Annotated in this window: 24 protein-coding genes and 1 riboswitch; of the genes, 14 read left to right on the forward strand and 10 right to left on the reverse strand. The window is 47.0% G+C overall.

The window, feature by feature from the left end:
* Nucleotides 1–12: 12 nt before the first annotated feature.
* Nucleotides 13–444, reverse strand: coding sequence for a metal-dependent transcriptional regulator (locus BLR65_RS07815; protein ID WP_093793631.1), 432 nt, complete (start codon nucleotides 442–444; stop codon nucleotides 13–15).
* Between the two features lie 121 nt (nucleotides 445–565).
* Here BLR65_RS07815 and BLR65_RS07820 point away from each other — a divergent pair, with 121 nt between their 5' ends.
* Nucleotides 566–1,441 carry a cation diffusion facilitator family transporter gene (locus BLR65_RS07820; RefSeq protein WP_093793632.1) on the forward strand — a complete coding sequence of 292 codons (876 nt, stop codon included), beginning with the start codon at nucleotides 566–568 and terminating at the stop codon, nucleotides 1,439–1,441.
* A gap of 429 nt (nucleotides 1,442–1,870) precedes the next feature.
* Here BLR65_RS07820 and BLR65_RS07825 read toward each other — a convergent pair whose 3' ends face one another.
* The 7 genes from BLR65_RS07825 to BLR65_RS07850 all read right to left on the reverse strand — a co-directional run bounded on the left by BLR65_RS07825 (nucleotide 1,871) and on the right by BLR65_RS07850 (nucleotide 5,336).
* Nucleotides 1,871–2,686, reverse strand: coding sequence for a methyl-accepting chemotaxis protein (locus BLR65_RS07825; protein WP_093793633.1), 816 nt, complete (start codon nucleotides 2,684–2,686; stop codon nucleotides 1,871–1,873).
* Between the two features lie 116 nt (nucleotides 2,687–2,802).
* Nucleotides 2,803–2,889, reverse strand: a riboswitch (cyclic di-GMP riboswitch).
* 106 nt (nucleotides 2,890–2,995) lie between these two features.
* Entirely contained in the window at nucleotides 2,996–3,283 is a 288-nt protein-coding gene (locus BLR65_RS07830) for a YvrJ family protein (RefSeq protein ID WP_093793634.1), read from the reverse strand.
* 46 nt (nucleotides 3,284–3,329) lie between these two features.
* Nucleotides 3,330–3,662, reverse strand: coding sequence for a CGGC domain-containing protein (locus tag BLR65_RS07835; protein ID WP_093793635.1), 333 nt, complete (start codon nucleotides 3,660–3,662; stop codon nucleotides 3,330–3,332).
* A 20-nt stretch (nucleotides 3,663–3,682) separates the two neighbouring features.
* Nucleotides 3,683–4,264 (reverse strand): permease, encoded by a 582-nt coding sequence (locus tag BLR65_RS07840; RefSeq protein WP_211285182.1) that lies wholly within the window; start codon nucleotides 4,262–4,264, stop codon nucleotides 3,683–3,685.
* Nucleotides 4,261–4,599 carry a hypothetical protein gene (locus BLR65_RS07845; protein WP_211285183.1) on the reverse strand — a complete coding sequence of 113 codons (339 nt, stop codon included), beginning with the start codon at nucleotides 4,597–4,599 and terminating at the stop codon, nucleotides 4,261–4,263. Before BLR65_RS07845 ends, BLR65_RS07840 begins: the two co-directional genes overlap by 4 nt.
* Entirely contained in the window at nucleotides 4,596–4,742 is a 147-nt protein-coding gene (locus tag BLR65_RS30410) for a hypothetical protein (RefSeq protein ID WP_211285184.1), read from the reverse strand. Before BLR65_RS30410 ends, BLR65_RS07845 begins: the two co-directional genes overlap by 4 nt.
* A 102-nt stretch (nucleotides 4,743–4,844) precedes the next feature.
* Nucleotides 4,845–5,336, reverse strand: coding sequence for a DUF134 domain-containing protein (locus tag BLR65_RS07850; RefSeq protein ID WP_093793636.1), 492 nt, complete (start codon nucleotides 5,334–5,336; stop codon nucleotides 4,845–4,847).
* A 176-nt stretch (nucleotides 5,337–5,512) separates the two neighbouring features.
* Here BLR65_RS07850 and BLR65_RS07855 point away from each other — a divergent pair, with 176 nt between their 5' ends.
* From BLR65_RS07855 to BLR65_RS07885, 7 genes are all read left to right on the forward strand, one after another.
* Nucleotides 5,513–6,205 (forward strand): response regulator transcription factor, encoded by a 693-nt coding sequence (locus BLR65_RS07855; protein WP_093793637.1) that lies wholly within the window; start codon nucleotides 5,513–5,515, stop codon nucleotides 6,203–6,205.
* A complete protein-coding gene (locus tag BLR65_RS07860) occupies nucleotides 6,202–7,701 on the forward strand; it encodes a sensor histidine kinase (RefSeq protein ID WP_093793638.1) in 1,500 nt (499 codons plus the stop codon). Before BLR65_RS07855 ends, BLR65_RS07860 begins: the two co-directional genes overlap by 4 nt.
* A gap of 146 nt (nucleotides 7,702–7,847) precedes the next feature.
* A complete protein-coding gene (locus tag BLR65_RS07865) occupies nucleotides 7,848–8,234 on the forward strand; it encodes a DUF2680 domain-containing protein (RefSeq protein WP_093793639.1) in 387 nt (128 codons plus the stop codon).
* 236 nt (nucleotides 8,235–8,470) lie between these two features.
* Nucleotides 8,471–9,649 (forward strand): efflux RND transporter periplasmic adaptor subunit, encoded by a 1,179-nt coding sequence (locus BLR65_RS07870; protein WP_093793640.1) that lies wholly within the window; start codon nucleotides 8,471–8,473, stop codon nucleotides 9,647–9,649.
* Entirely contained in the window at nucleotides 9,646–10,839 is a 1,194-nt protein-coding gene (locus BLR65_RS07875) for an ABC transporter permease (protein ID WP_093793641.1), read from the forward strand. Before BLR65_RS07870 ends, BLR65_RS07875 begins: the two co-directional genes overlap by 4 nt.
* Nucleotides 10,840–10,843: 4 nt before the next feature.
* Nucleotides 10,844–11,575, forward strand: a complete 732-nt coding sequence (locus BLR65_RS07880) for an ABC transporter ATP-binding protein (protein WP_093793642.1) — start codon at nucleotides 10,844–10,846, stop codon at nucleotides 11,573–11,575.
* A gap of 24 nt (nucleotides 11,576–11,599) precedes the next feature.
* Nucleotides 11,600–12,004, forward strand: coding sequence for a TolC family protein (locus BLR65_RS07885; RefSeq protein ID WP_093793643.1), 405 nt, complete (start codon nucleotides 11,600–11,602; stop codon nucleotides 12,002–12,004).
* A gap of 117 nt (nucleotides 12,005–12,121) precedes the next feature.
* On the opposite strand, the gene BLR65_RS29630 is transcribed toward BLR65_RS07885, so the two are convergent.
* Complete coding sequence (locus BLR65_RS29630; protein ID WP_169716943.1) at nucleotides 12,122–12,298, reverse strand: hypothetical protein; 177 nt, start codon at nucleotides 12,296–12,298, stop codon at nucleotides 12,122–12,124.
* Nucleotides 12,299–12,786: 488 nt separating this feature from the next.
* Nucleotides 12,787–12,948 carry a YvrJ family protein gene (locus BLR65_RS07895; RefSeq protein WP_093793645.1) on the reverse strand — a complete coding sequence of 54 codons (162 nt, stop codon included), beginning with the start codon at nucleotides 12,946–12,948 and terminating at the stop codon, nucleotides 12,787–12,789.
* A 182-nt stretch (nucleotides 12,949–13,130) separates the two neighbouring features.
* On the opposite strand from BLR65_RS07895, the gene BLR65_RS07900 reads away from it, so the two are divergent.
* The 6 genes from BLR65_RS07900 to adhE all read left to right on the forward strand — a co-directional run bounded on the left by BLR65_RS07900 (nucleotide 13,131) and on the right by adhE (nucleotide 22,869).
* Entirely contained in the window at nucleotides 13,131–14,090 is a 960-nt protein-coding gene (locus BLR65_RS07900) for a helix-turn-helix domain-containing protein (protein WP_093793646.1), read from the forward strand.
* 117 nt (nucleotides 14,091–14,207) lie between these two features.
* Nucleotides 14,208–15,131, forward strand: coding sequence for a DMT family transporter (locus tag BLR65_RS07905; protein WP_093793647.1), 924 nt, complete (start codon nucleotides 14,208–14,210; stop codon nucleotides 15,129–15,131).
* A gap of 248 nt (nucleotides 15,132–15,379) precedes the next feature.
* Nucleotides 15,380–16,975, forward strand: coding sequence for an ABC transporter ATP-binding protein (locus BLR65_RS07910; protein WP_245692591.1), 1,596 nt, complete (start codon nucleotides 15,380–15,382; stop codon nucleotides 16,973–16,975).
* Nucleotides 16,968–18,716: an ABC transporter ATP-binding protein gene (locus tag BLR65_RS07915; protein WP_093793648.1), complete on the forward strand. Its 1,749-nt coding sequence runs from the start codon at nucleotides 16,968–16,970 to the stop codon at nucleotides 18,714–18,716. Before BLR65_RS07910 ends, BLR65_RS07915 begins: the two co-directional genes overlap by 8 nt.
* 57 nt (nucleotides 18,717–18,773) lie before the next feature.
* On the forward strand, nucleotides 18,774–19,607 hold the full coding sequence (locus BLR65_RS07920; protein WP_093793649.1) for an MBL fold metallo-hydrolase: 834 nt from the start codon (nucleotides 18,774–18,776) through the stop codon (nucleotides 19,605–19,607).
* Nucleotides 19,608–20,271: 664 nt separating this feature from the next.
* Entirely contained in the window at nucleotides 20,272–22,869 is a 2,598-nt protein-coding gene (gene adhE, locus BLR65_RS07925; RefSeq protein WP_093793650.1) for a bifunctional acetaldehyde-CoA/alcohol dehydrogenase, read from the forward strand.
* Nucleotides 22,870–22,953 lie beyond the last annotated feature (84 nt).

Consider the following 22,953-nt stretch of genomic DNA (forward strand, 5'->3'; position numbering starts at 1 on the left):
ACAAAGCCCAGTTCATTTGCCTTTTTGCCTCTGTTTGGCTGCCTGCACATAATTAAGAAAACGCTGATACACCTCCGGGTCCTCTTTTATGAATGCCATCACATATTCAATGGAGAATATCGTTGATTTTGATAGGTAATGCTCCATCGCTTCCGCTTCTGCAGCCACATCGCAATCTGCCTGTATCGTTCTTAGAAAATCCTGCAGGAGAGTGTTTCTTGCTACGAGGTAATCCCCCGTCTGTCTGCCTTTGTCAGTCAGCCCGATCATGCCATATTTCTGGTAGGTAATATATCCCCCTGCACGAAGTTTTCCCAGCGCTTTCGTTACCGAGGGAAGCTTTACATGCAGTTTCTGGCTGATACCACTAACTCGTACTATATCGTTGCTGACTGAGAATCTATAGATTTCCTCCAGGTAATCTTCCAGGCTGGGCGACAGCATGGTTTCACCTCCTGCTTTATTTCAGTCTTCTCAATAGAATGAGACTCATTCTCATCGCATCGATAACCTACTATATTTTATGCGACACATCTGATTTTGTGTCTATCGGAGGAGAAAAAAAATGCATTCATCCACTAAAGCCCTTGGCTGGGCTGCCATCCTTACGGCAGCCCACTTTACCGCTAAACTTATCGGCGGATATATGACGAATAGTCTCGCACTGATCAGCGACGCCTGGCATCTGTTGACCGACTTATTATCACTTGTCTTAAGCTGGCTCGCTATGAAAGTGTCTAACCATCCGCCGACAAAATGGGCCACATTCGGATTTCATCGGGTCGGCATTTTAGCCGCCCTGTTGAATAACCTAAGTCTGATCGGCATTTCCTTTTACATTCTTTACGAAGCTTACGTTCGCTTTCTTAACCCCGCAGCACTGGAAACAGCCGGTATGCTGTGGCTTTCCCTGCTCGGCATCGGTGCAAGCGCAATAATCGCCGTGCTAGTAAGTAACGGTGCGAAAAATAACTTAAACATGCGCAGCGTCTGGCTCCATTTTGCCGGTGAAGCCTGCGCCTCATTAGGCATACTCATCGGCGGTATCGTCATCTACTTTACCGGTTGGTTTTGGGTTGACACGGTATTGAGCGCCGGCCTGGGCCTTACCATTTTTCGCGGCGCGGTAACGATGCTTAGGGACATTACAATCATTTTGCTGGAAGGTATACCTAGTGATATATCTATCGACAGGATAGCGGAGACTCTTTCCGAACTTCCTTATGTGGAAACAGCCAAAGATATTCATGTTTGGTGCCTGGCCGAAGAAAGCATCGCCCTTTCCGCCCACGTGAGGCTTGACCGGGATATCAAGCTTTCGCAAACCGAGCCTATCTTGCATGATATTAAATACACGTTAGGTGAAAAGTTTAACATCCATCATGTCAATATCCAGTTTGAACTCCAAGAATGCAGCGACTGCCACCATATTGTTAAATAGGGGGAACATCTGAAATGATTTCACCGCGATTGATAAATTCAATTAAGTATATGGCAATCAGCCTGTTTATTTTCGTCCTTTCTGTCTGTGGATTTTTTTACAGTGGAACATATACGAAATTCCTGTTCGTAATTAGTGGTGTACTGGGACTACTAAACGTCATATATGCGTTATATCCAACAAAATCAAATAGAGACAGATCCCATAGGTAATATAAAGACAAGAAAAATGATGTTTGTTCATTAAACTTGTTACAAATTCCGATTATCTTGACAAAACTCTAAGTGTGATTTATCGAGGAGTGATTACAAGATAGTTCCTGAATGGTTGCAATCACATTGAAAAAAGTATAAAGAGGCCTCCTGCTTGGCTTCTACTCATGAACAATCAACCCTAAGCTTTTCGCTTAGGGTTGATTGCCTTCGAGTATTAAATTATCTCCGCAATCTTTTCGACATCCGACGCTGACGACGCCAGTTGCTGCATGGATGCTGAGATTTCCTCAGTCGCTGCCGCCTGGCGCTCACCGAGTTGCGCAGTCGAAATGATCTGATCCACTATTATTTTTGTGTCTGAGTTAATGCTATTCAGGATAACCTTGATATCCTGAACTGCTTTAGCACTGTTATCAGCCATTTTGCGAATTTCTTCGGCAACGACCGCAAAGCCGCGCCCGTGCTCTCCCGCTCTGGCCGCTTCGATAGCCGCATTTAACCCCAGTAGGTTAGAGTTGGCGGCCACCTCGCTAACAAACCGCAATATACCGTCCGTTTTTTTAATCTCTGCTAAGACGTGCTCACCCCGGTCCTTGATACCGTCCAAGTCTTGCGCAAGCTGTGTCGCCGTTGCCGCTAACTCCTCGGAGGTAGCCGTCATTTGCTCGGCGGTAGCGGCAATGGTTTGCGACGATTCATGCAATATTTGCTGTGTCTCCATGCTTGTTCCGGTTGCCATGGCTCCTGCCAGTTTGCCATCTTCCATAATCGGTATGGCAATTGCCTTTATAGCAACGCCATACAATTCTTTTTTCAACGTCGTATGTATTGCTTTTTGCGTTTTTAAACATTGGTCCAGCGAGCCGCCGGCTGCTATCCTATTCCCTTCCCTAACGCCCATGTCAAAGGTCTTTGCCGGTAAAAATTTGACGATTATTCCTTCAGCATTACAAATCATGATGCAGCTGTCGAGAGGTATCAATAGTTGATACTTGGAAGCCGATTCAATTGCATTTTGAAACTCATTCATGCCAAACCCCTCCTCGTTAGTTATCACAGGTCCTATTGCTGAAGCGGATAGTTTAACCGGGTATGTAAATCCCAATAAAACAATAACTGCCAAGTTACCTCAGCATATAAAACATCTGATGCAACCTGGCAGTCATAGACGCGCAAGTCTTTAGACCCATAGTTTTGCGCCCCCACTTTTCAGAAGGTTTGCCTATTACTCTTATTTAACAACATTCAACAAATTATGTCAATATACAACATATAACCTCCTGCCAGTGTCCTCCCTTTCTGTGCGCTTTACTGCAACTATAAAAGCTACCGGCCTGTCTCACGAAGATGCGGGCACCGCTTCAACCGGTAAAACCCTCTCACGCACCAGAGCGCTCTCCGCCTCTGCTTCCGCCGCTTCAATCCGTTCTGTATCCGCTGACGGACGGCGGGCCATACACTGTCTTAAGCATCCTTTCTTCGTGACCTCCATCCTTTCGACGCAACTGCACATCTGATTGATGGCGCTGATCAGCTCGGTCAGGCGCTTTTCCAGTCTGACCATAAGGTAGAAGGCCACTACCAGGGGAAAACCGTAGGTCGCCGTCAGGCAGGCCAACTCCTCCATTTGCAGGGCCTCCTCTCATATTTTTCACCCAGAAGTGAAACCGTGTCTAATGTGTATAATCGAACAGCCTTATCTCCGGCCCGACTTTTTTAGCCACAGCGTCCATCAGCGCTTGGGCATGCGGACAGGCAAAGCCAATGGGTGTACCTTTTTTAATGCAGGACGCAAAAACAATCGCCGCCGCGCCGCGCTTTACCATTTCAGCCGCCCGCGTAACCGCCTTTTTGCCCGGACAACCGCCGCAGGTCACCACGCCAACTACTTCCACATCCTCGCCAAGTCCTTCAAAAGCCAGCTTTTTTTCTTTCATCACTTTAAAGCAGGTAGTCCCAGGACACAAATCTTCCGTTTGCATACAGCGAATAAGTCCTACCTTCATCCTTAATCCCCTCACTTCTATTATTTGGGAGCCAAAGCCTTGCCCTGCTCACATCCAGGTTGCTGGTTCGGAGGTACTTCACTATGCTTCCGGTATATTTCCTGTTTTTCTGCCGATGATAACAAAGCATCCATCGTAACGGCAATCACGACAATGCCAATTAAGCTTACTATCCAGCGCGTACCGGCAAACACAGGTCCTAAGTATTGTGTTTCAAACAGAAACATCGGAAGTTTCAACGTGGCCCAAGCACCGATAAAAATCATGACATTATAAAAGCTTGCCCCTTTTTTCATCATGACCGCCGCGACGGGAAACGCACCATAGAGCGGCCCGGCAGCTGCCGCTCCCAAAAAGGTTGCCAAGCCCATGCCTGCCATTCCTGAATCCAGGCCTAAGTGGGCAACCACCTTTTCCCGCGGCACCCAAACGTCCAGCAGCCCCAGCAAAACAAAAATCGGCGGAATAAAACTCAACATCTCAACAAAGCTTTCTTGGGTCCGGCGCATGATTTCCCGGCCCAACGTTTGGTCATATATGTACAGCGCAACGTCTACTAACAAAAAGGCCAACACCCACTTATACCGCATAAGCCAATTCATAACGCCATCACCTGCCCCAGGACATACGCTACGACAAAGGAAAAGATAAAACTCATGCCGTTGCGTAAGAGCATCGCCTTAGTGTTAAAAAACTGCCGTTCCAGCGGTGCCGTCACCACGCCCACCATCATGAGCGTGGACACAAAGATCGCCACCTGCTGAATCCCCGCCCCCATGTCCAAAACCGCTTTCGCCAGCGGAAAGGCAATAAAACCGGGTATCAACGTGATAGAGCCAATAATACTGGCCATCAGCATGCCGAAAAAGCCGCTATTCTGCCCCAACATGGCCGTTACTGTTGCCGGTGAAATCATTGTAAGTAAAATGCCAATCAAGAGCAACACGACGGCAAAAGCGGCAGAATATTTTCAAATGCCTTCCAGGCTTTTTTCAATCCCTGCCGGGTCTTAGACTTGTCTTTCGAATACGACCAGGCCAGTACGCCGATAGCTAGCGCGTAAGAAATCACTACATCCATGATGCCACCTCCCTATCAGGTTTGTTGCCACGCTGGTTGACAAATCAGTTTTATCCTTTCAGTCAACCAGCGTGGCCCCTACGAATTCCTTTACCTTAACACTTAGTGCCCGCAGCAGCCGCCACCATGACCGTGGGCATGACCATGGTCATGCCCGCCGCAGGCATGCTTGACGCCAGTTTCGTCAACCTTCATTTTGTTCATGCTGCCACATTGCGGACAGGCAAGCTCATAGCCGTGTTTCCTTCCCTCGGTGCAAGGCGCAACCTCCCAGGTATGCCCGCAGTCCCGACACTCAAATACGCGATTTTTTACCATGTAACTTCCTCCTTTAATTAAAATCGTTTGACCCTGTACGAGGGCTAGGGCAATTTTCGCCCTGGCCGATTGTAAAATACGCTGGAAGGTGGGCCGCGAAACATTCATCACAGCCGCGCAGGTGGCTTGATCCAGTTCCTCTAAATCCTTTAGACGCACCGCTTCCAGTTCTTCCACGCCAACAACTACCGGTTGCGCGTCTGTTTTGCCTTCCGGCGTAAATCGTCGGCATTGTGGTTCCTGGTCCACCCAGCCACAGCAACGTCGTCTCGGCATGTATCCACCTCCAAATGAGCATATGCTCAATATTACTATATTCCCCTGTTACTAAAAAATCAATCCGCACATCGTCTGAAAAAATAGATTTCACACTTTTTTTACATTTGGGGCATACTTCCGCCACGTCTTTTCAGTATAATGAGGATAACAGTTAGCACAAAGGAGGCATTACGATGCGGGAACAGACAATCTTAATTGTCGACGATGATAAAAATATCCGGGAGATATTAGCGCTATATTTTACCAAAGAAAACTTTACCGTTGAGGAAGCAGCGGACGGTGTGGAAGCCATTCGTAAAATAGAACAACGAAACCCCAGCATGATTCTGCTCGATATTATGATGCCGGTACTTGATGGCATCGAAGTATGCCGGCAAATCCGCAAGTTTTCCCGCGTTCCCATTATCATGCTTACCGCCCGTGCCGAAGACGAAGACCGGATTATGGGCCTGGAGTTAGGGGCAGACGACTATATAACTAAACCTTTTAATCCCCGGGAAGTAGTGGCCCGGGTCAACGCTGTGCTGAGGCGGGTGCCGGACTCTGAATTTATGAAAGCCAATGTCTTACACTTTACCAATCTGGAAGTCAATATCAATGAACACACCATTACTACCTTCGGCCAAACGGTGCCGTTAACTTCAAAAGAGATGGAATTATTGTGGTGCCTGGCTTCTCACCCCGGGCGAACCTTTTCCCGGGAAATGCTGCTGGAAAAAGTGTGGGGCTACACCTACTGCGGCGAAACCCGCACGGTGGACAGCCATATTAAACGCCTCCGGCAAAAACTTGGCATCAAGGACACTTCACCTTGGGACATTCAGACAGTGTGGGGCGTAGGCTATCGTTTCGAGGTACGACCATGAAACACTCCTTGCAACTCAAACTATTATTCAGTTTTATGCTGGTCATCATCGTCTTAATAGGCGGCGTCCTCTTGGGGGTATCGGCCCTCATCAAAGAACAGACATTAGCGGCCAAGCAGCAAGAGCTTATTGCCAAGGGAACGGAGCTGGCCGGCACCCTGAAAAATTTTCATGCCGAAACCGGCAGTTTTACCGACCTGGACGCTTTTCTGGCCAACGCTGACAGCTACCTGGACGCGCGGATATGGGTACTGGATGCATCCCGCCGCGTAGTCAACATGTCCGGCATGGGCCGGGGTCCTGGCTGGCGCATGAACGGCGGACCTGCTCCGGGCAATCCCAGCCGCCCTGGGCTTGGATTTCAAGCCATGGGTGGCTTGAACGCCATCATCAACGAACTGGACCCGGTATTTGTTGACGGCAAAACTTGGACAAAAACGTTCGACAACCCATATTACGGCGAAAAAATGCTGGTTGTAGCCGTTCCCATCACCCTGGCAAACGGCCAGGTGGGCGGAGCAGTGTTGCTGCATGCGCCAGTGGCCGGCATTAACGCTTTCCTGCAGCACCTTTACTACTATATCGGCGGGGCGGGCCTCCTGGCTGTCCTGTTAGCCCTCTTGGTGGTCAACTATCTCACCCGTAATATCGTGCGCCCGCTCAAAGATATGCAGGAAACAGCCGGCGCCATGGCGCGGGGTGATTATAACACCCTGGTCAAAGTAGAAACCAGCGATGAAGTGGGCCGTCTGGGCTTAACGCTCAATTCCCTGGCCCGGGATTTGGCCAGTTATCTTGCCGAACTCAATAAAATGGAAAAACTGCGCCGTGATTTCGTGGCCAATGTGTCCCATGAACTGAGGACACCGCTGACCATTATCCGGAGCTATAACGAGGCGCTGCTGGACGGGACGGTTGACAACCCTGCGCAAATAAAAAAATACTACTGCCTGATGCGGGACGAAGCGGTGCGACTGGAACGCCTGATTAATGATTTGCTGGACCTCAGCCGGCTGCAGTCAGCCAAGGTTGCCGACAAGGAAAAAATACCACTGGCGGCGATAGCCGACAGTGTGGTGCATATGCTTAAACAACAAGCAAAGCAAAAAGGCATTCACCTAGTGACCAACACCCAAGAACCTCTCCCTGCGATTCAGGCTAACGGCGACCGGATCACCCAGCTTCTCTTAATCCTGTTGGATAATGCCATAAAATACACCCCGTCCGGCGGGACGGTAACCCTCACGACCTTTACCGACGGTGATGCCGTAGCCGTGAAAGCTGCCGACACCGGCACCGGAATTCCGGCCGAAGATTTGCCCTACATCTGGGAACGCTTTTACAAAGTGGATAAATCCCATTGCCGGGACGATAGCGGCACCGGCCTGGGGTTAGCCATCGCCAAGCAAATTATTGAGCTGCACCAGGCGACGGTGACAGTCACCAGCCAGACTGGTCAAGGTACCACTGTCACGGTCCGATTTCCTCTAGCATAACAGCAATAATCTGATACCCCATTCGAACCCCAATTAGATTTTACACTTTTGTTACACTTTCTCCATACTTTTGCCTTACTTATTGTTTACACTAAAATCAGTTGGAAAAAAACCAACCGATTAATCAATACAAGGAGGTAAAAAGTATGAAAAAATCCCTTCTCATCGCGGTAGTCGGTTTGTTGGTGCTCGCCTTTGCCGCTTCCCTGGTATATGCCGCAACTCCGACCAACGTGCCGCCCTTCGCCCGCAACCAGACGAATCTAACCGATGCACAAAAGCAGGAACTGGCCCCCCTCTTTAATCAAATGACCGACCTTAGAAAACAAATGTTCGAAGTTCGCAAACAGGTTATTCAAAAACAAGTAGAGTTTGGCAACCTTACCCAAGAACAGGCTAATGAGCGTATCGCCTGGATGCAGGAACGGATTGACCAAGGTTTTGCTGGTCCCGGCATGATGGGCAGAGGCCCTGGTATGATGCGCGGTGGCCATGGTTTTGGCCCTGGCTGGCAACAGCAACAAAATAAATAAAGAACAGTAGAGCAAAAGCATCTTGCCAACCGCAAGATGCTTTTGCATGTATATACTAAAATGTTTTCACACTTATTTTACATTTGTGGCACAGTTTCGCCTAACTTTTCTACTATACTTTTCCTCAGGAGGTCTGCACATGGTCAAACTGTTAGTCTTGTTTATGGAACTTCTACTACTTGCTACCCTAAACCCCCGGTAGTGTTTCCTCCTAATTATTATCATTGAGGTGATGAATGTTGAGGACCTGGTTAACAAAGTGGAAACGCCCGCTTGTCGCCGTCTGCGCCCTGGCGGTAATTGGCGGCTCCGGCTGGTTTTTGTACACCAAAGGACCCTTGGGTCCGCCCAAGGTAACCGTCGCTAAAGCGCACAAAGAAAACCTGAAACCTGCCGTGTTCGGCATCGGCACCGTGGAAGCCCGCCTCGCCTACACCGTCGGACCGACCCAGGCCGGAAGAGTATTGTCCGTGCTGGCTGATCATGGCGACGTGGTACAAGCCGGACAGGTACTGGGCGAAATTGATCCTGTTGATTTAAACCCCAAAGTGCAGTCCGCGGCGGCGGCTGTCGCCAAAGCCCAGAGTTCTGTGGCGGTTAGTGAAGCGCAAGTACGGGATACCTACAGCCGTAATGCCTTGGCCCAGACCAACGCCAAGCGCTATAACGATTTATTAGCAGCCCAGGCGATCAGTGCTGAACTTGCCGACTCCAAACAAAATGAAGCCAATGCGGCCCAGGCCGCCTATGAATCCGCCCAGGCTTCGCTGGCCGCGGCGCGGGAAGAAGTAGCCCGGGCGGCATCCGACCAAAACGCGCTAGTAAGCCAGCGCACCAACTTACAACTGGTCAGCCCGGTGAACGGCATAATCGTATCCCGGGACGCCGAACCCGGCACAACGGTTGTCGCAGGACAGTCGGTATTTCACCTGGTAGACCCCGCAACCTTATGGGTGCGAACCCGCATTGATCAGTCCCGGTTTTACGGGATTGCCATCGGTCAACCCGCCAGCATTGTCCTGCGCTCCCGCCAGACTGCTCCGCTGGTAGGGAAAGTGGCGCGTCTGGAAGTCCAGGGCGATAATGTAACCGAGGAACGGTTTGTCGACGTTATGTTTAGCGATTTGGCCGGCCTGATTCCCCTTGGCGAGTTAGCCGAAGTCACCATTGACCTCCCCCCTGTTACCGATGCGCTCGTTGTGCCCACCGCCGCCGTCAAACGAATCGACAAACAAAATGGCGTATGGATCGTGGATAACGGCCATCTGCGGTTTCAGCCGGTTACCATTGGTGCACAGACACTGGACGGCCAGACGCAAATTATTGACGGATTAAATCCCGGCGACGCCGTGGTAATCTACAGCCCGAAGCAACTAACCGATGGCATGAGCGTCCGGGTGGAGAAAAAGCCATGATTAACTTAGCCGTAAAAGAAGTCTCCCATAGCTGGGTCCGGTATGTACTAACGGCAGTCGGTCTGGGTCTGTTAATCGGCGTGACCCTGACCATGACCGGTCTGGTGCGCGGCATGATCGATGATGCCCTGGCCCTCATCCGCGGCACCCATGCGGACCTGTGGGTGGTGCAGGATGATACGATGGGGCCTTACGCCGAATCCTCCACCCTTTATGATGATGTATATCGCAGCATCGCTGGCCTGCCCGGGGTGGCCGAAGTCAGCAACGTAGCCTATCTGACCGTCCAGGTGCGATATGGTGACAAAGACGTGCGGGCGATGGTGGCCGGGTTTGAACATGATAAACCCGGTGAACCGCCCTATCTGGTAGCCGGCCGCCCCATCAGCAAATCCCGTTACGAAGCCATTGCCGACACCAAGACCGGCTTTAAAGTCGGTGACAAAATCGGCATCCGCCGCAACGAATACACCGTGGTGGGCTTAACCGACCGCATGGTATCCTCCGGCGGCGACCCGGTGGTCTTTATCACCATGCAGGACGCGCAAGAAGTACAGTTTCAAAAAGATAATACCTCCATCTACAATGACCGCAACCGCCTGGCCGCCGACCCCAAGCTCAACCGTCCCGGCGTGCCCGGCCTCCTGCAAGCGGTCACCGAATCCCAGCAGTCCAATCACAAAATAAACGCCGTCTTGGTCCGGGTAGCTCCTGGCTACGACCCGGCCGTTGTCGCTGATACCATCCGGCGCTGGAAACACTTTGAAGTCTATACGTTTGCGCAGATGGAACAGATTCTCCTGGTTAAAGTAATCTCAAACGCGCTCCGGCAATTAGGCATCTTTATGATCATTCTGGCCATCGTCAGCACCGCCATTATCGCCCTGATTATTTACACCATGACCATGGGCAAAATTAAAGAAATTGCCGTACTAAAGCTCATTGGCGCCAAAAACCGGATTATTGCCGGCATGATTTTGCAGCAAGCCTGGGGACTGGGTCTCATTGGCTTTACCGTAGGCAAAACGGCGGCTACCCTATGGGCACCGCTGTTTCCCAAACATATTGAATTTGTGCTGACCGATAGCATTGCCGCCTTTATCATTACGCTCTTGATTTGCACCCTGGCCAGCATCACCGGCATTCGGGCCGCGCTCAAAGTTCAGCCGGCTTCGGCGATAGGAGGATGATACTATGACAACTGAGCATTCCAATCCTTCTTTAGCCATCCGTATGGACAATGTGGTCAAAACCTATGGCTCTGGTGCCACCGCCGTCCATGCCGTCAAAGGCGTCAATCTCGAAGTCTCGCCTGGTGAAGTCGTCGGCCTGCTAGGTCCCAGCGGTTCAGGCAAAACCACGTTACTCCAGTGCCTGGGAGCGGTTATTGACCCGACCAGCGGCAAAATTGTCCTGGGAGGAGAAGTCATCTATGACAACGGTTGGCGTGTGGGCGACCTTAGAGCACTCAGACGGGATAAAATCGGCTTTGTATTTCAGGCTCCCTATCTTATCCCGTTTATTTCGGTACTGGACAATGTTGCTCTGTTGCCGATGCTGGCAGGCCAGTCGAATAACAAGGCACGCGAACGTGCCATGGAACTATTAACCGCGCTGGAAGTTGACCATCGTTCTCATGCCAAACCGTCCGAACTGTCGGGGGGCGAGCAGCAGCGCGTAGCCATTGCCCGCGCCCTGGCCAATAAACCGCCGTTTATCCTGGCGGATGAGCCGACTGCTCCCTTAGACAGTGAACGGTCCCTTATTGTCATGAAACTGCTGACCAAGCTGGCCGAACAATACCAAACCGCCATTATCGTGGTTACGCATGATGACATTATCATTCCCCGCTTTAAGCGGCTGTACCGTCTGCGCGACGGCATCGCCCATGAAGAACAGGGGCAAGGACTGCCGTTTCCAGACTAATGGAGTTAAACAGGAGGAATCTACATGGAGAATCGTCACATAGGGAAACGAAACAAATGGTTAAGCAGTATCATCGTCTGCTGTTGGTTCATCACCCATACAGCCTGGGCCGCACCCCTTGAACTCACGTTGACGGACAGCATCCGGCTGGCTCTCAAAAATAACTACGCCGTCAAAATGGCGCTCTCGGACCGGCAAGCGGCTTATGGAAAAATTGCTGAAACGAAAGCGGGTGCCTTGCCTGCGTTAAATTACTCCCACACGGCGGCTCGGCTGCTGCCCGCCCCTACCGATACCAAGCCAAACCCTGCGGTCAAGGATAACTTTGACAACATCTCACTGCTCGTAAAAAAGCCAACCCTATTTTCAATCTGGGCTGGCTTCCTTTTTCCGTGTACAGGAATGTGCTGCCTATATTTTATCCGATGACCAAGGCGCTCTAAGACTCCCATCTTCTACAAGTGGGAGTTAAGAGCGCCTAAGTCCCTGGATAAGTTCGGCTAAGATTCAGATGGAGTTAAAACTCCACCTGAATCAAGTCTCACTTTATTCTTGATTCTTCCGTTCGCCGCCCAAAGACGGCAGCCTGTCCAGCCGATCGGCAATCCGGCCCAGCGATTTGGCCATGCTGGACAAAAGGTAAAAAAAATACACCAACAGCCCCAAATAGACCAACATAAAGATGAGCCCATAGCCGCCCATCATCCCGTCATACATCATCATTGTATACCGCCTGCTTCCTCTATCAAATTATATATAAGTTTATTGTAACAAAAAATAAGATTTTCAAGCAAAATATTTCATTTTATTTTTCTGTTATTTCAAACGAACTTAAAGTCTAATTTAAGATATATTGTAACTTTAGGGAAAACAACAGTTACTATTAAAAAAACGAAACCGCACGCCAGACAGCGTGCAGCTTCGTTTATAAACTATGCAATTTGCGGGCGGTGAAAATCAGTCCTACTATGTCTCTTATCGCTTTGAGCCGCTCGGGGTGCGCCTTGTTAATATCGTCCGGCAAGCACTGCATCTAACGTGGCCAGGTTCATTACCCCTCCGCGCCTTTCCTTTTTTTACGCTTTTGCTCGGCAGGACTGGCAGCAGGCGTCTCTTCCTTTTCCTCTTCCCGGATGCTGTTCTCTTTTCCGGCTCTGCCGCCTCAATCCGCTCCATATCCGCCGCCGGCGGGCCATACACTGTGTTTAGCATCATTTTTTCGTGACCTCCATCCTTTCGACGCAATTACACATCTGGTTGATTGCGCTGGTCAGTTCGGTCAGACGCTTTTCCAGTCTGACCAAAAGGCAGAAGGCCACTACCATAGGAAAACCGTAAGTCGCCGTCAGGCGGGCCAACTCCTCCATTTGCATGGCATCAATTACAATTTATTAGGTATCCGACTCATCGGCTAGCAGAATATTAGACCAGGGTAACAACTCATCCAAATCTGTCTCCAGATCTCGGATTTGCTTTAACTTTTTACTTTACAAAAAACAATTCATTGCGTATGATAAATTCAAATGAGTATTATTATCAAATAAGCAGGTATTTTATGAACAATGTATTTCAAAACAATTTTTTATATGATGCCGATATTAAAATAATTGAGCAGTCAGAACACTGTACAGTTTACGAGATGAAAAATGATGAAGGAACAGGAATGATTACAAGTTATCAGGTTTTTCCCGGAATTCAGTTGGCGTACAATGATTTTCATATGGGGACATGCCCCCATCACAGCTTTTTACATAAGGATATAATAGAGATTAACCATTGCCGCGAGGGCCGGTTTGAATGTGAATTTATCAATGGAATGTATACGTATTTAAGCGAAGGCGATCTTGCTGTTAATACACTGGTAAATAGCCGAGGCACAAATGCCACCTTTCCTCTGAAACATTATCACGGGGTATCGATTCTTATCGATCTCGAAGAGGCATCTAACATGATTTCCACCGTATTGCAGGATATTTCTATTGATTTATACGCATTACGCGATAAATTATGTGCCGATGACCGCTGCTTTATTGTACGGGCGAAAGATTCCATACAGCATATTTTTTCGGAGCTTTATACGATCCCCGATGAAGTGAAACACGGATACTTTAAACTAAAGGTACTGGAACTGTTACTTTTTCTTAGTATAATAGATGCTTCCGAACCGTTTGAAAAGCGTCCTTATTTTCCAAAAAGCCAAGTCAATAAGATCAAGCAAATCAAACAATTTCTAACACAAAACATAGCGTGTCACTTTACCTTAGAGGAATTGTCTAAACGGTTTGGTATATCCCTTACCGCCATGAATTCTTGTTTTAAAGCGGTTTACGGAATACCCGTTTATGCTTTTATACGAACATACCGCATGCAGGCAGCAGCGGCTATGCTGCTTACGAGTCAAGACAGCATTACGGTGATTGCCGGTAATGTCGGTTATGAAAATTCCAGTAAATTTGCCAGTGCCTTTAAAGCCGTAATACATATCTCTCCTTCAGCTTACCGAAAATCACATTGACTAAATGGAGCTAAATCAATCTATATGGAGTATTAGTTCCACATTATCTTCTTTAAAATAGAAGTCAGTTGCAAGGATGCAGCGGACTTCTATTTTTTGTTGAAGGGAGAATCTATTATGTATGTTCATTTGCTATTAATTCTTGTTGCTTTTATATGGGGCTTAAATCCTCCGGCAATGAAAATCGGGCTTATTCACATTCCGCCAATGCCGTATAGCGCTGTGCGTCTTTTTGCCGCTTTAGCTGTTGGCTGGCTGATCTTTCCTCGCTTATGTAAATGGGTTCCATTAAGACAGCAAGATAAAAAAACACTGTTCATTTCCGGTTTAGGTTTTTTCTTTTTTCATCTTTTCTTTACTTTTGGGCTACAACTCACTACGGCAGGTAATGCGGCGCTTATTTTGGGTTGCCTCCCGGTCAGTATTGCCATTATAAATCACTTTCACCGGTTTGATAGTATTAAACCAGATGTTGCTAAAGGCATTGTTCTTTCCTTGCTAGGTGTTGTTTTGATGGTAGCCGGGACTGGAAAAACAATAAGTTTTTCCGGCGATCATATTGGGGGGGCTTTGCTGATTTTAGCGGCACAAATAAGCTATGGTTATTTTACAGTTTTTTCACGACCGTTATCTACTACCTACTCAGTTTATCAGATTACCACTTATGTTCTAATTATTGCAACCGGTCTCTTTGGACTTGTTTCCCTGCCCTCCATGCTAGCCGTTGATTGGCAGGCAATACCGTGGCCAGGCTGGGCCAGCGCCTTTTACTCAGGCATTTTCCCGCTATGCCTGGCAAATTGTCTCTGGATATGGGGAACAGCTAAAGCTGGCAGTACTACTGCATCTTTATATTTTAATTTATCACCAGTCTTCACTGTTGCAGCAGGTTATCTTATTCTTGGCGAGACCTTCGGCTGGATGCAATTTTTTGGAGCCGTGGTAATTCTTATGGGCTTATATCTTACCAAGGGCAGAGTACAACATCGGCAACAATTAAATCACAATGAGTATGCTAAATCTTGTAATTCGCGAAGGTGAGAAGATGAAAAACGATGATTAGTTATCTTTAGTTTTAGGAGGGATGCATGTGAGTGCTCAAAAAAACTCATTGGTTGTGAGATTGTTTGAATTTGCCGGGAGTTATCGAATACTTTTTGTATTGTCCTGGATTTTATCAGGGCTTAGTTCTGTGCTGTCGATAGTTCCCTTTATCTGCATATGGTTAGTAGTCCGTGATTTATTAAAAGTATTGCCGGATTTTGCACAGGCTGCGGAAATAGTTAAGTATGGCTGGCTGGCTGGCGGTAAGCTTTGCCGTTGCCAGTATTGCTTTATATTTTGCAGCATCGTTATGCTCCCATTTAGCTGCTTTTCGCGTTGAGAAAAATATGCGGAAAGCCGCTATGCATAAAATTATAAATTTACCGCTAGGGTATTTTAACACAAATGCCAGCGGAAAGCTGCGAAAAATCATCGATGATAATGCCAGTCTGACACATGCCTTTTTAGCTCACCAATTGCCTGATGTGTCCGGCGCTGTCGTTATGCCCTTAGCTATTTTGGCAGTTTTCTTTAGCTTTGATTGGCGATTGGGGCTGGTTTGCTTATTTCCACCTCTGCTTAGCCTGGTTTTTTTGAAAAATATGATGGGCGGCAAGAGAGCCGATCGTATGAATCAGTATATGAATGCCCTTGAGGAAATGAATACGGCTGCTGTTGAATATGTCAGGGGAATTTCGGTTGTAAAGGTATTTCAGCAAACCGTTTATTCTTTTAAAAATTTCCACGAATCAATTGAGAAATATTGGAAGTTTGCCTCGAGTTTCGCTTTATCATGCCGTGTACCCTTTGTGGGATTTATAATCACGATTAACGCCCCCTCCCTGCTTTTGCTGCCTATCGGTATATTGTTTAGCTTAACGGCAGCAGATTATAAAGGATTCCTTTTGGATCTTATCTTCTACATGCTGTTTGTCCCTTTGTGCGTTGCCATAATGAGCAAAATCATGCGTATGGGAGAAAGTATCATGGCGGCCAAAGAGGCCGTTGATCGTGTATATGAAATTATACAGACTGAAACGCTTGCCGAAGGGAACCTGGATGGATTAATGAAAGATACCGGCATTTGTTTTGAAAATGTGACCTTTACATATCCAGGCAATAAAGAGCCGGCTGTTTATCAGGTGAGCTTTACCGTACCTCAGGAGAAAACCTATGCTTTAGTAGGTTCTTCCGGCGGCGGCAAAACCACGTTGGCCAGCCTTGTCCCGCGCTTTTGGGATGTAAATGAGGGCAGCGTTAGAATCGGCGGAATCGATGTAAGGGAGATTCGAGAAGAAGACTTGATGCGAAAAATCGCTTTTGTATTTCAAAATACAAAGTTATTCAAAGCCAGTCTGTTGGATAATATTTGCGCGGCTAAACCGGAGGCAAGCCGAAAAGAAGCTCTTTATGCAGCGCATCTGGCCCAGTGCGACGATATTTTGGCAAAGCTGCCGCAGGGAATTGATACGGTTGTGGGAACTGACGGTGTTTACCTCTCAGGCGGGGAACAACAGCGGATTGCGTTAGCAAGAGCCATTTTAAAAGATGCTCCGATTATTATTTTAGATGAGGCGACTGCTTTCGCCGATCCGGAAAATGAGTATCAGATTCAAAAAACCTTTGAACACCTGACGAAAGGAAAAACGGTATTAATGATTGCCCATCGCCTTTCTTCCATTAAAAATGTGGATTGTATCTTAGTCATGCAACTGGGCGAGATTGTGGAGCGAGGTTCTCATGATCAGTTAGTAAGGCAAAAGGGTGTGTATGCCGGCATGTGGCAGGAATATCAGACCTCCGTTGCATGGAAGGTCGGAAAGGCGGTAGGACATGCTTAAATTATTGCAAAAGAAATTTGCACTCAGCGAAAGCGGGGCAAAGGATTTAATCAAAGGCAGTTTATATAGTGCCTTGGCCGATCTTACTATGATGCTTCCTGTCGGGCTTTTTATCATGCTGCTGGATGAGCTGTTACAGCCGCTGTTAGGGACAAGCGCTTCAACACCAAACCTGATGAAATATGTGCTGCTTGTTTTCGTAGTGTTTATTGTTTTATATTGTTGCCAGTCTTTACAGTATTCCAGTGTATTTATTTCTACCTATACGGAAAGCGCCACAAGAAGGATTAATTTAGCGGAAAAACTTCGTCAGTTGCCTTTGTCCTTTTTCGGTAAAAGAGATTTATCGGATTTAACGAATACGATTATGGGGGATTGCGCGACATTGGAACATGCTTTTTCCCATGCTGTTCCCCAATTGTTTGGGGCTATGCTTTCCACACTTGTTATTACCATTGGCTTGCTTTATACGGATTGGCGTATGGGACTTGCCGTATTATGGGTTATTCCTGCAGCATTTCTTATGATTATTGGTTCAAAATATCTGCAGAACAGGGCCGAGCTTAAGCATTATCAAGCCAAAAGAATTTGTGCCGACGGTATTCAGGAATGCCTGGAAACCATCCAGGATATAAAGGCCTGCAGTATGAAAGAACGGTATATAGAAGGATTGGACAAAAAACTGGATGCAGCAGAACAGGCGCATATTCATTCTGAATTGACCCTGGGTGCTTTTGTGACCAGTGCGCAAGCGGTGTTACGGCTTGGCTTGGCCTCGGTAATATTGGCAGGCAGTGAATTTTTAATTGCAGGGAAAACCGATTTGCTGACTTACCTGATCTTTTTGATTACGGCGTCAAGATTGTATGATCCTTTGTCCGGAACACTGTCAAATGTTGCTGAAATTTTTATGGCTGAAATTCCTGTTACAAGAATGCAGGAAATGAAAGCACAGCCAGTTCAACATGGTGAAAAAAATTATAGGCTCAATGGCTATAATATTGAATTTGACCATGTCGCATTTTCTTATAACACCGCTGAGCCGGTTTTAAAGGATGTTTCTTTCGTGGCAAAACAAGGAGAAGTGACAGCTCTTGTAGGTCCTTCCGGCGATGGCAAGAGTACTGCTGCAAAACTGGCGGCACGTTTCTGGGATGCAGATTCCGGTAAGATTACGCTGGGAGGCCAGGATATAACGGCAATCGATCCGGAAGCGCTACTGAAAAATTATGCGATTGTTTTTCAGGATGTCACCTTATTTAATGACACTGTCATGGAAAATATTCGTTTGGGAAAACGTGAGGCAACAGATGAAGAAGTACGAGAAGCTGCAAGAATGGCTATGTGTGATGAGTTTGTATCGCGTATGCCTATGGGGTATGATACGGTTATTGGCGAGAATGGTTCCGTATTATCAGGCGGAGAACGTCAGCGTATTTCCATCGCCAGAGCCATTCTTAAAAATGCGCCCATCATTTTGCTGGATGAAGCTACTGCTTCCTTGGATGTAGAAAATGAAACAAAGATTCAGACGGCCTTGACAGAACTCATTAAGAATAAAACTGTTTTGATTATTGCCCATCGTATGAGAACAGTCGCCAATGCAGATAAGATCGTTGTTCTGTCTGACGGATATGTTTCCCAGCAAGGCAAACCCGATGATTTGCTAAAACAAGACGGCTTATATCGTCACATGGTTAAAATTCAAACGCAAAATATGGATTGGTCATTATATAAATAAACCTTATCTTGAGCAAGATAGGACCATCAGTAATGACACGATTATGGAGGTTTTTTTATGAAGATTAGAGTAACCGTACTATCGGAAAACAGTGTGTTCAGCAATCTGGGAGCGATAGCAGAACACGGCTGGTCTGTTTTCCTGGAAACTAAGCATGGCAATTTTCTCTTTGATACCGGTCAAGGCAAAGCCTTGCTCAATAATGCGAACGTATTCCGCAAAGATTTATCCTCTATTCAAGGAATTATCCTCAGCCATCACCACATTGATCATACCGGAGGTCTATTGGATGCGGTAAAAATAACAGCAACCAAGCCGGTTGACGTTTATGCGCATCCCGGCTTATTCAACGAAGGCTACCTTGCCCGTTCCGGCTACAAATACATTGGTGTTCCCTTTTGCCGGGCGGCTTTGGAAAGTGCCGGAGCCAAATTCAAATTCAACACGGAATTTACAGAAATTATCCCCGGGTTATACTTAACGGGAGAGATCCCGCGGGTCACTCCTTATGAACAGGGCGACGACGATATGCTCCTGAAGACTGCCAATGGTTTCGTCAAAGACAAAGTATGGGATGATCAAAGTATAGTTATTAAAACCGCACAAGGCTTACTCGTCATTTTGGGGTGCGCCCACGCGGGCATTATCAATATTCTCACATATGCCCAACAAAAAACCGGCGAAAATCGAATTTATGCCGTAATCGGCGGCACGCATCTCTGGTCGGTAAGCAGGGAGCAGAAAGAAAAATCCCTGGAAGCGTTGACTGACATGGGTATTGGCCGTCTCGGGGTTTCGCATTGTACCGGCTTCGAAATGAGTATGCGTTTAGCACAGTTATTCGGTGAAAAGTTTTTTAATTGCAATGTAGGGACAGTTATAGAGGTTTAACCCCCATTAGATTCGTCTGCTGATGCCCCGGTATCCAAGCCGTGGTAATCCAAAGCAAGGAAATGAACAAAAAAATATGTACCCGAATGCTTACCTTTCCGTTGGCCTGTACTTGTTTTTCCTGACTGATTGCATATTTTTCATTTACTGGGTATAATATAAGAAAAGGACTGACGTGTCGCAAGCACGCCAGCCCCATAGGTTGTCTAACCGGAAACGGTTAGCTCAGAGTTTTGGTTATCGAAATAACCGCAATCCTTAGGCAGGGGCGGTTATTTCTGCTTTATAATGATCACAACAAGCGTTGCAAATATCATCAGATACATCGCCTCGAATATTGTCATCATACCACCCCCTTTCTACAAAGGGTGTGGCCAACCGCTCCCTTGACAACCTATATAATTAGTATAGCATATCCTTCCAGTCAAAAAAAGTAAATTTCCGTTCCTTGCTTGGCCGCAACACAGCGCCGCCTTCTTCTGATGAGGGCGGCCTTTTTATTTTCCCTTGCTGCCTAATTTACTGCTCTTGCTTTTCCCGCTCGCCGCCCAACGCCGGCAGCCGGTCGGCAATCCTGGCCAGCAGGTGGAAGAATACACTACCAAGTAATAAAACCTTACATTCTTTAACACACTAGTAGAAGCGATAAAAAGGAGGAATTTATATGGTTGACCAAAATGGAAATAGCATACCTGACAGAATAGAGATTTTAGTGGAAAACGGTAAAAACGCACTCGCGGAAATGGTCAAACTTAGCCAGGAACAGGTAGATCATATTGTTAAAGAAATGGCTCTGACCGGACTGGACAACCATATGCGACTGGCTAAAATGGCTGTCGAAGAAACCAAAAGAGGCGTTTATGAAGATAAAATTATCAAAAACCTGTTTGCAACCGAATATGTTTATCACAGTATCAAATATCAAAAGACTGTGGGGATAATTGAAGACAACGAAGAAGAAGACTATTTTGAAATAGCTGAACCGGTGGGGGTAATTGCCGGTATTACACCGGTTACTAATCCTACTTCGACTACCCTGTTTAAAGCCATTATCGCGATGAAAACAAGAAATCCGATTGTCTTTGCGTTTCATCCCCATTCTCAGTACTGCAGTGCAGCAGCGGCCAAAGTAATGCGCGACGCTACTATTAAAGCCGGAGCGCCGGAATATTGCATTCAATGGACCGACGAGCCTTCCTTGGAGGCGACTCAGGCCTTAATGAAGAATGATGGTATTTCCCTGATATTGGCTACCGGTGGTTCATCGATGGTCAAAGCAGCCTATAGCGCAGGTAAACCGGCTCTGGGTGTCGGACCTGGCAATGTACCCTGTTATATTGAAAAAACCGCAGATATCAAACGGGCAGTGACCGATTTAATAATGTCCAAGACATTGGACAATGGTATGATTTGCGCCTCAGAACAGGCGGTAATCATTGATACCGGCATCTATGACGCGGTTACGGAGTATATGAAGAATAATAACTGTTATTTTGTCAATGAGGAAGAACGGCAAAAATTAGAGAAGACTGTTTTCGATGAACATTCAGGCAATGTTAATCCTGAGATTGTTGGCCGGTCGGCCTGCGCCATTGCCCAAATGTCTGGATTTAAAGTCCCTGCGGACACCAAAATACTCGTGGCTGAATTAGCAGGGGTTGGACCCGGCTATCCCTTGTCCCGTGAGAAGTTAAGCCCTGTATTGGCCTGCTATAAAGTGGCAGATTCAAATGAAGGCATCCAGCGCGCAGTAGAGATGATCAATTTTGGAGGAGCAGGACATTCAGCAGTCATTCATTCGAATGATGATGCTGTTATCAATCAGTATGCAAAGCAGGCCAATACTGGCAGAATTATTATCAACCAACCTTCCAGTCATGGAGCCATCGGCGATATTTATAACACAAGTATGCCATCGCTGACATTAGGTTGTGGGTCATTTGGCCGCAACAGCACGACAGCGAATGTCACGGCTGTTAATTTGATTAACAAAAAACGTGTTGTCAAGAGAAGGTACAATATGCAATGGTTTAAAATACCGGAGAAGATATATTTTCAACCTGGTTCTGTTCAATATCTCTCGAAGATGCCGAATATTACCAAGGCCTTTATTGTTACTGATAAGACCATGGAAGAGCTGGGATTTGTGGAAAAAGTTCTTTACCACTTGCGCAATCGGGAAGGCAGGAGTTATGTCCATTCAGAAATCTTTAACGCAGTCCAGCCGGATCCGACTGTCGAAACAGTGTTTAAAGGCGTTGAAACCATCAATAAATTTCAGCCGGACGTAATTATTGCTCTCGGTGGCGGATCAGTTATTGACGCCGCGAAAGCAATCTGGCTGTTTTATGAACATCCCGAAACCAACTTCGATGACCTGCGCATGAAATTTATGGATATCCGCAAGAAAGTGGTGAAGTATCCGCCACTCGGGACAAAAGCCAAATTTGTGGCTATCCCTACTACTTCAGGTACAGGCTCCGAGGTTTCTTCCTTTACTGTCATTACCGACCCGGAAAAAGAAATCAAATACCCCCTGGCCGATTATGAGCTAACCCCGGACGTCGCCATCGTTGACCCGGACTTCGTTCAATCTGTGCCACCCACAGTAACCGCCGATACCGGGATGGACGTTTTAACCCACGCAATTGAAGCTTATGTGTCGGTTATGGCTTCTGACTATACAGATGCGCTGGCGATGAAAGCCATCCAACTGGTCTTTGACTATCTGCCGCGCGCCTATCAAAACGGAGAGGACAAGATAGCCCGGGAGAAAATGCATAATGCGTCATGTATTGCCGGAATGGCTTTTGCTAACGCTTTTTTAGGAATTAATCACAGTTTAGCCCATAAACTGGGTGGGGAATTCCCTATTCCCCACGGCAAGGCAAATGCCGTACTACTGCCATATGTTATCAGATATAATTCCAGCAAACCCACCAAGTTTAATGCTTTCCCGAAATACGAGCACTATATCGCCGATGAAAAATATGCGGAGATAGCAAAATACTTAGGATTGAGCAGCCGTACTACCGGAGAAGGCGTAAATAGTCTGATAGATGCCATAAGAGACTTGATGAAAAAACTGCACATGCCTTTGACTATCCAAGATTGCGGCATACCGAAAAATAAGTTTTTTCAGGTTTTGGATGAACTGGCAGACAAGGCTTTTGAAGACCAGTGCACCACCGCTAATCCAAGATTGCCATTGGTATCGGAATTGAAGGAAATTTATCACCAGGCTTATAAAGGTGAATCATAGATTAAATCAAATGCCCCAAGCCATTCTGTCGAGAAAGCTTGGGGCATTCTTTATTGTTTTTTCTATAGCCGTTTTGTTTATATA

Origin of the sequence: Sporomusa acidovorans, from assembly GCF_900101845.1 — a bacterium.
Classification (GTDB): domain Bacteria; phylum Bacillota; class Negativicutes; order Sporomusales; family Sporomusaceae; genus Sporomusa; species Sporomusa acidovorans.

Coding starts and splice junctions, on each gene's coding strand:
- BLR65_RS07915 (WP_093793648.1), top strand. CDS start 16,968: ATGCTTAAATTATTGCAAAAGAAATTTGCACTCAGCGAAAGCGGGGCA.
- BLR65_RS07860 (WP_093793638.1), top strand. CDS start 6,202: ATGAAACACTCCTTGCAACTCAAACTATTATTCAGTTTTATGCTGGTC.
- BLR65_RS07880 (WP_093793642.1), top strand. CDS start 10,844: ATGACAACTGAGCATTCCAATCCTTCTTTAGCCATCCGTATGGACAAT.
- BLR65_RS07910 (WP_245692591.1), top strand. CDS start 15,380: ATGGCTGGCTGGCTGGCGGTAAGCTTTGCCGTTGCCAGTATTGCTTTA.
- BLR65_RS07920 (WP_093793649.1), top strand. CDS start 18,774: ATGAAGATTAGAGTAACCGTACTATCGGAAAACAGTGTGTTCAGCAAT.
- BLR65_RS07820 (WP_093793632.1), top strand. CDS start 566: ATGCATTCATCCACTAAAGCCCTTGGCTGGGCTGCCATCCTTACGGCA.
- BLR65_RS07885 (WP_093793643.1), top strand. CDS start 11,600: ATGGAGAATCGTCACATAGGGAAACGAAACAAATGGTTAAGCAGTATC.
- BLR65_RS29630 (WP_169716943.1), bottom strand. CDS start 12,298: ATGATGATGTATGACGGGATGATGGGCGGCTATGGGCTCATCTTTATG.
- BLR65_RS07895 (WP_093793645.1), bottom strand. CDS start 12,948: ATGCAAATGGAGGAGTTGGCCCGCCTGACGGCGACTTACGGTTTTCCT.
- BLR65_RS07870 (WP_093793640.1), top strand. CDS start 8,471: ATGTTGAGGACCTGGTTAACAAAGTGGAAACGCCCGCTTGTCGCCGTC.
- BLR65_RS07815 (WP_093793631.1), bottom strand. CDS start 444: ATGCTGTCGCCCAGCCTGGAAGATTACCTGGAGGAAATCTATAGATTC.
- BLR65_RS07835 (WP_093793635.1), bottom strand. CDS start 3,662: ATGAAGGTAGGACTTATTCGCTGTATGCAAACGGAAGATTTGTGTCCT.
- BLR65_RS07830 (WP_093793634.1), bottom strand. CDS start 3,283: ATGGAGGAGTTGGCCTGCCTGACGGCGACCTACGGTTTTCCCCTGGTA.
- BLR65_RS07855 (WP_093793637.1), top strand. CDS start 5,513: ATGCGGGAACAGACAATCTTAATTGTCGACGATGATAAAAATATCCGG.
- adhE (WP_093793650.1), top strand. CDS start 20,272: ATGGTTGACCAAAATGGAAATAGCATACCTGACAGAATAGAGATTTTA.
- BLR65_RS07905 (WP_093793647.1), top strand. CDS start 14,208: ATGTATGTTCATTTGCTATTAATTCTTGTTGCTTTTATATGGGGCTTA.
- BLR65_RS07865 (WP_093793639.1), top strand. CDS start 7,848: ATGAAAAAATCCCTTCTCATCGCGGTAGTCGGTTTGTTGGTGCTCGCC.
- BLR65_RS07850 (WP_093793636.1), bottom strand. CDS start 5,336: ATGCCGAGACGACGTTGCTGTGGCTGGGTGGACCAGGAACCACAATGC.
- BLR65_RS07840 (WP_211285182.1), bottom strand. CDS start 4,264: ATGAATTGGCTTATGCGGTATAAGTGGGTGTTGGCCTTTTTGTTAGTA.
- BLR65_RS07825 (WP_093793633.1), bottom strand. CDS start 2,686: ATGAATGAGTTTCAAAATGCAATTGAATCGGCTTCCAAGTATCAACTA.
- BLR65_RS07875 (WP_093793641.1), top strand. CDS start 9,646: ATGATTAACTTAGCCGTAAAAGAAGTCTCCCATAGCTGGGTCCGGTAT.
- BLR65_RS30410 (WP_211285184.1), bottom strand. CDS start 4,742: ATGGATGTAGTGATTTCTTACGCGCTAGCTATCGGCGTACTGGCCTGG.
- BLR65_RS07900 (WP_093793646.1), top strand. CDS start 13,131: ATGAACAATGTATTTCAAAACAATTTTTTATATGATGCCGATATTAAA.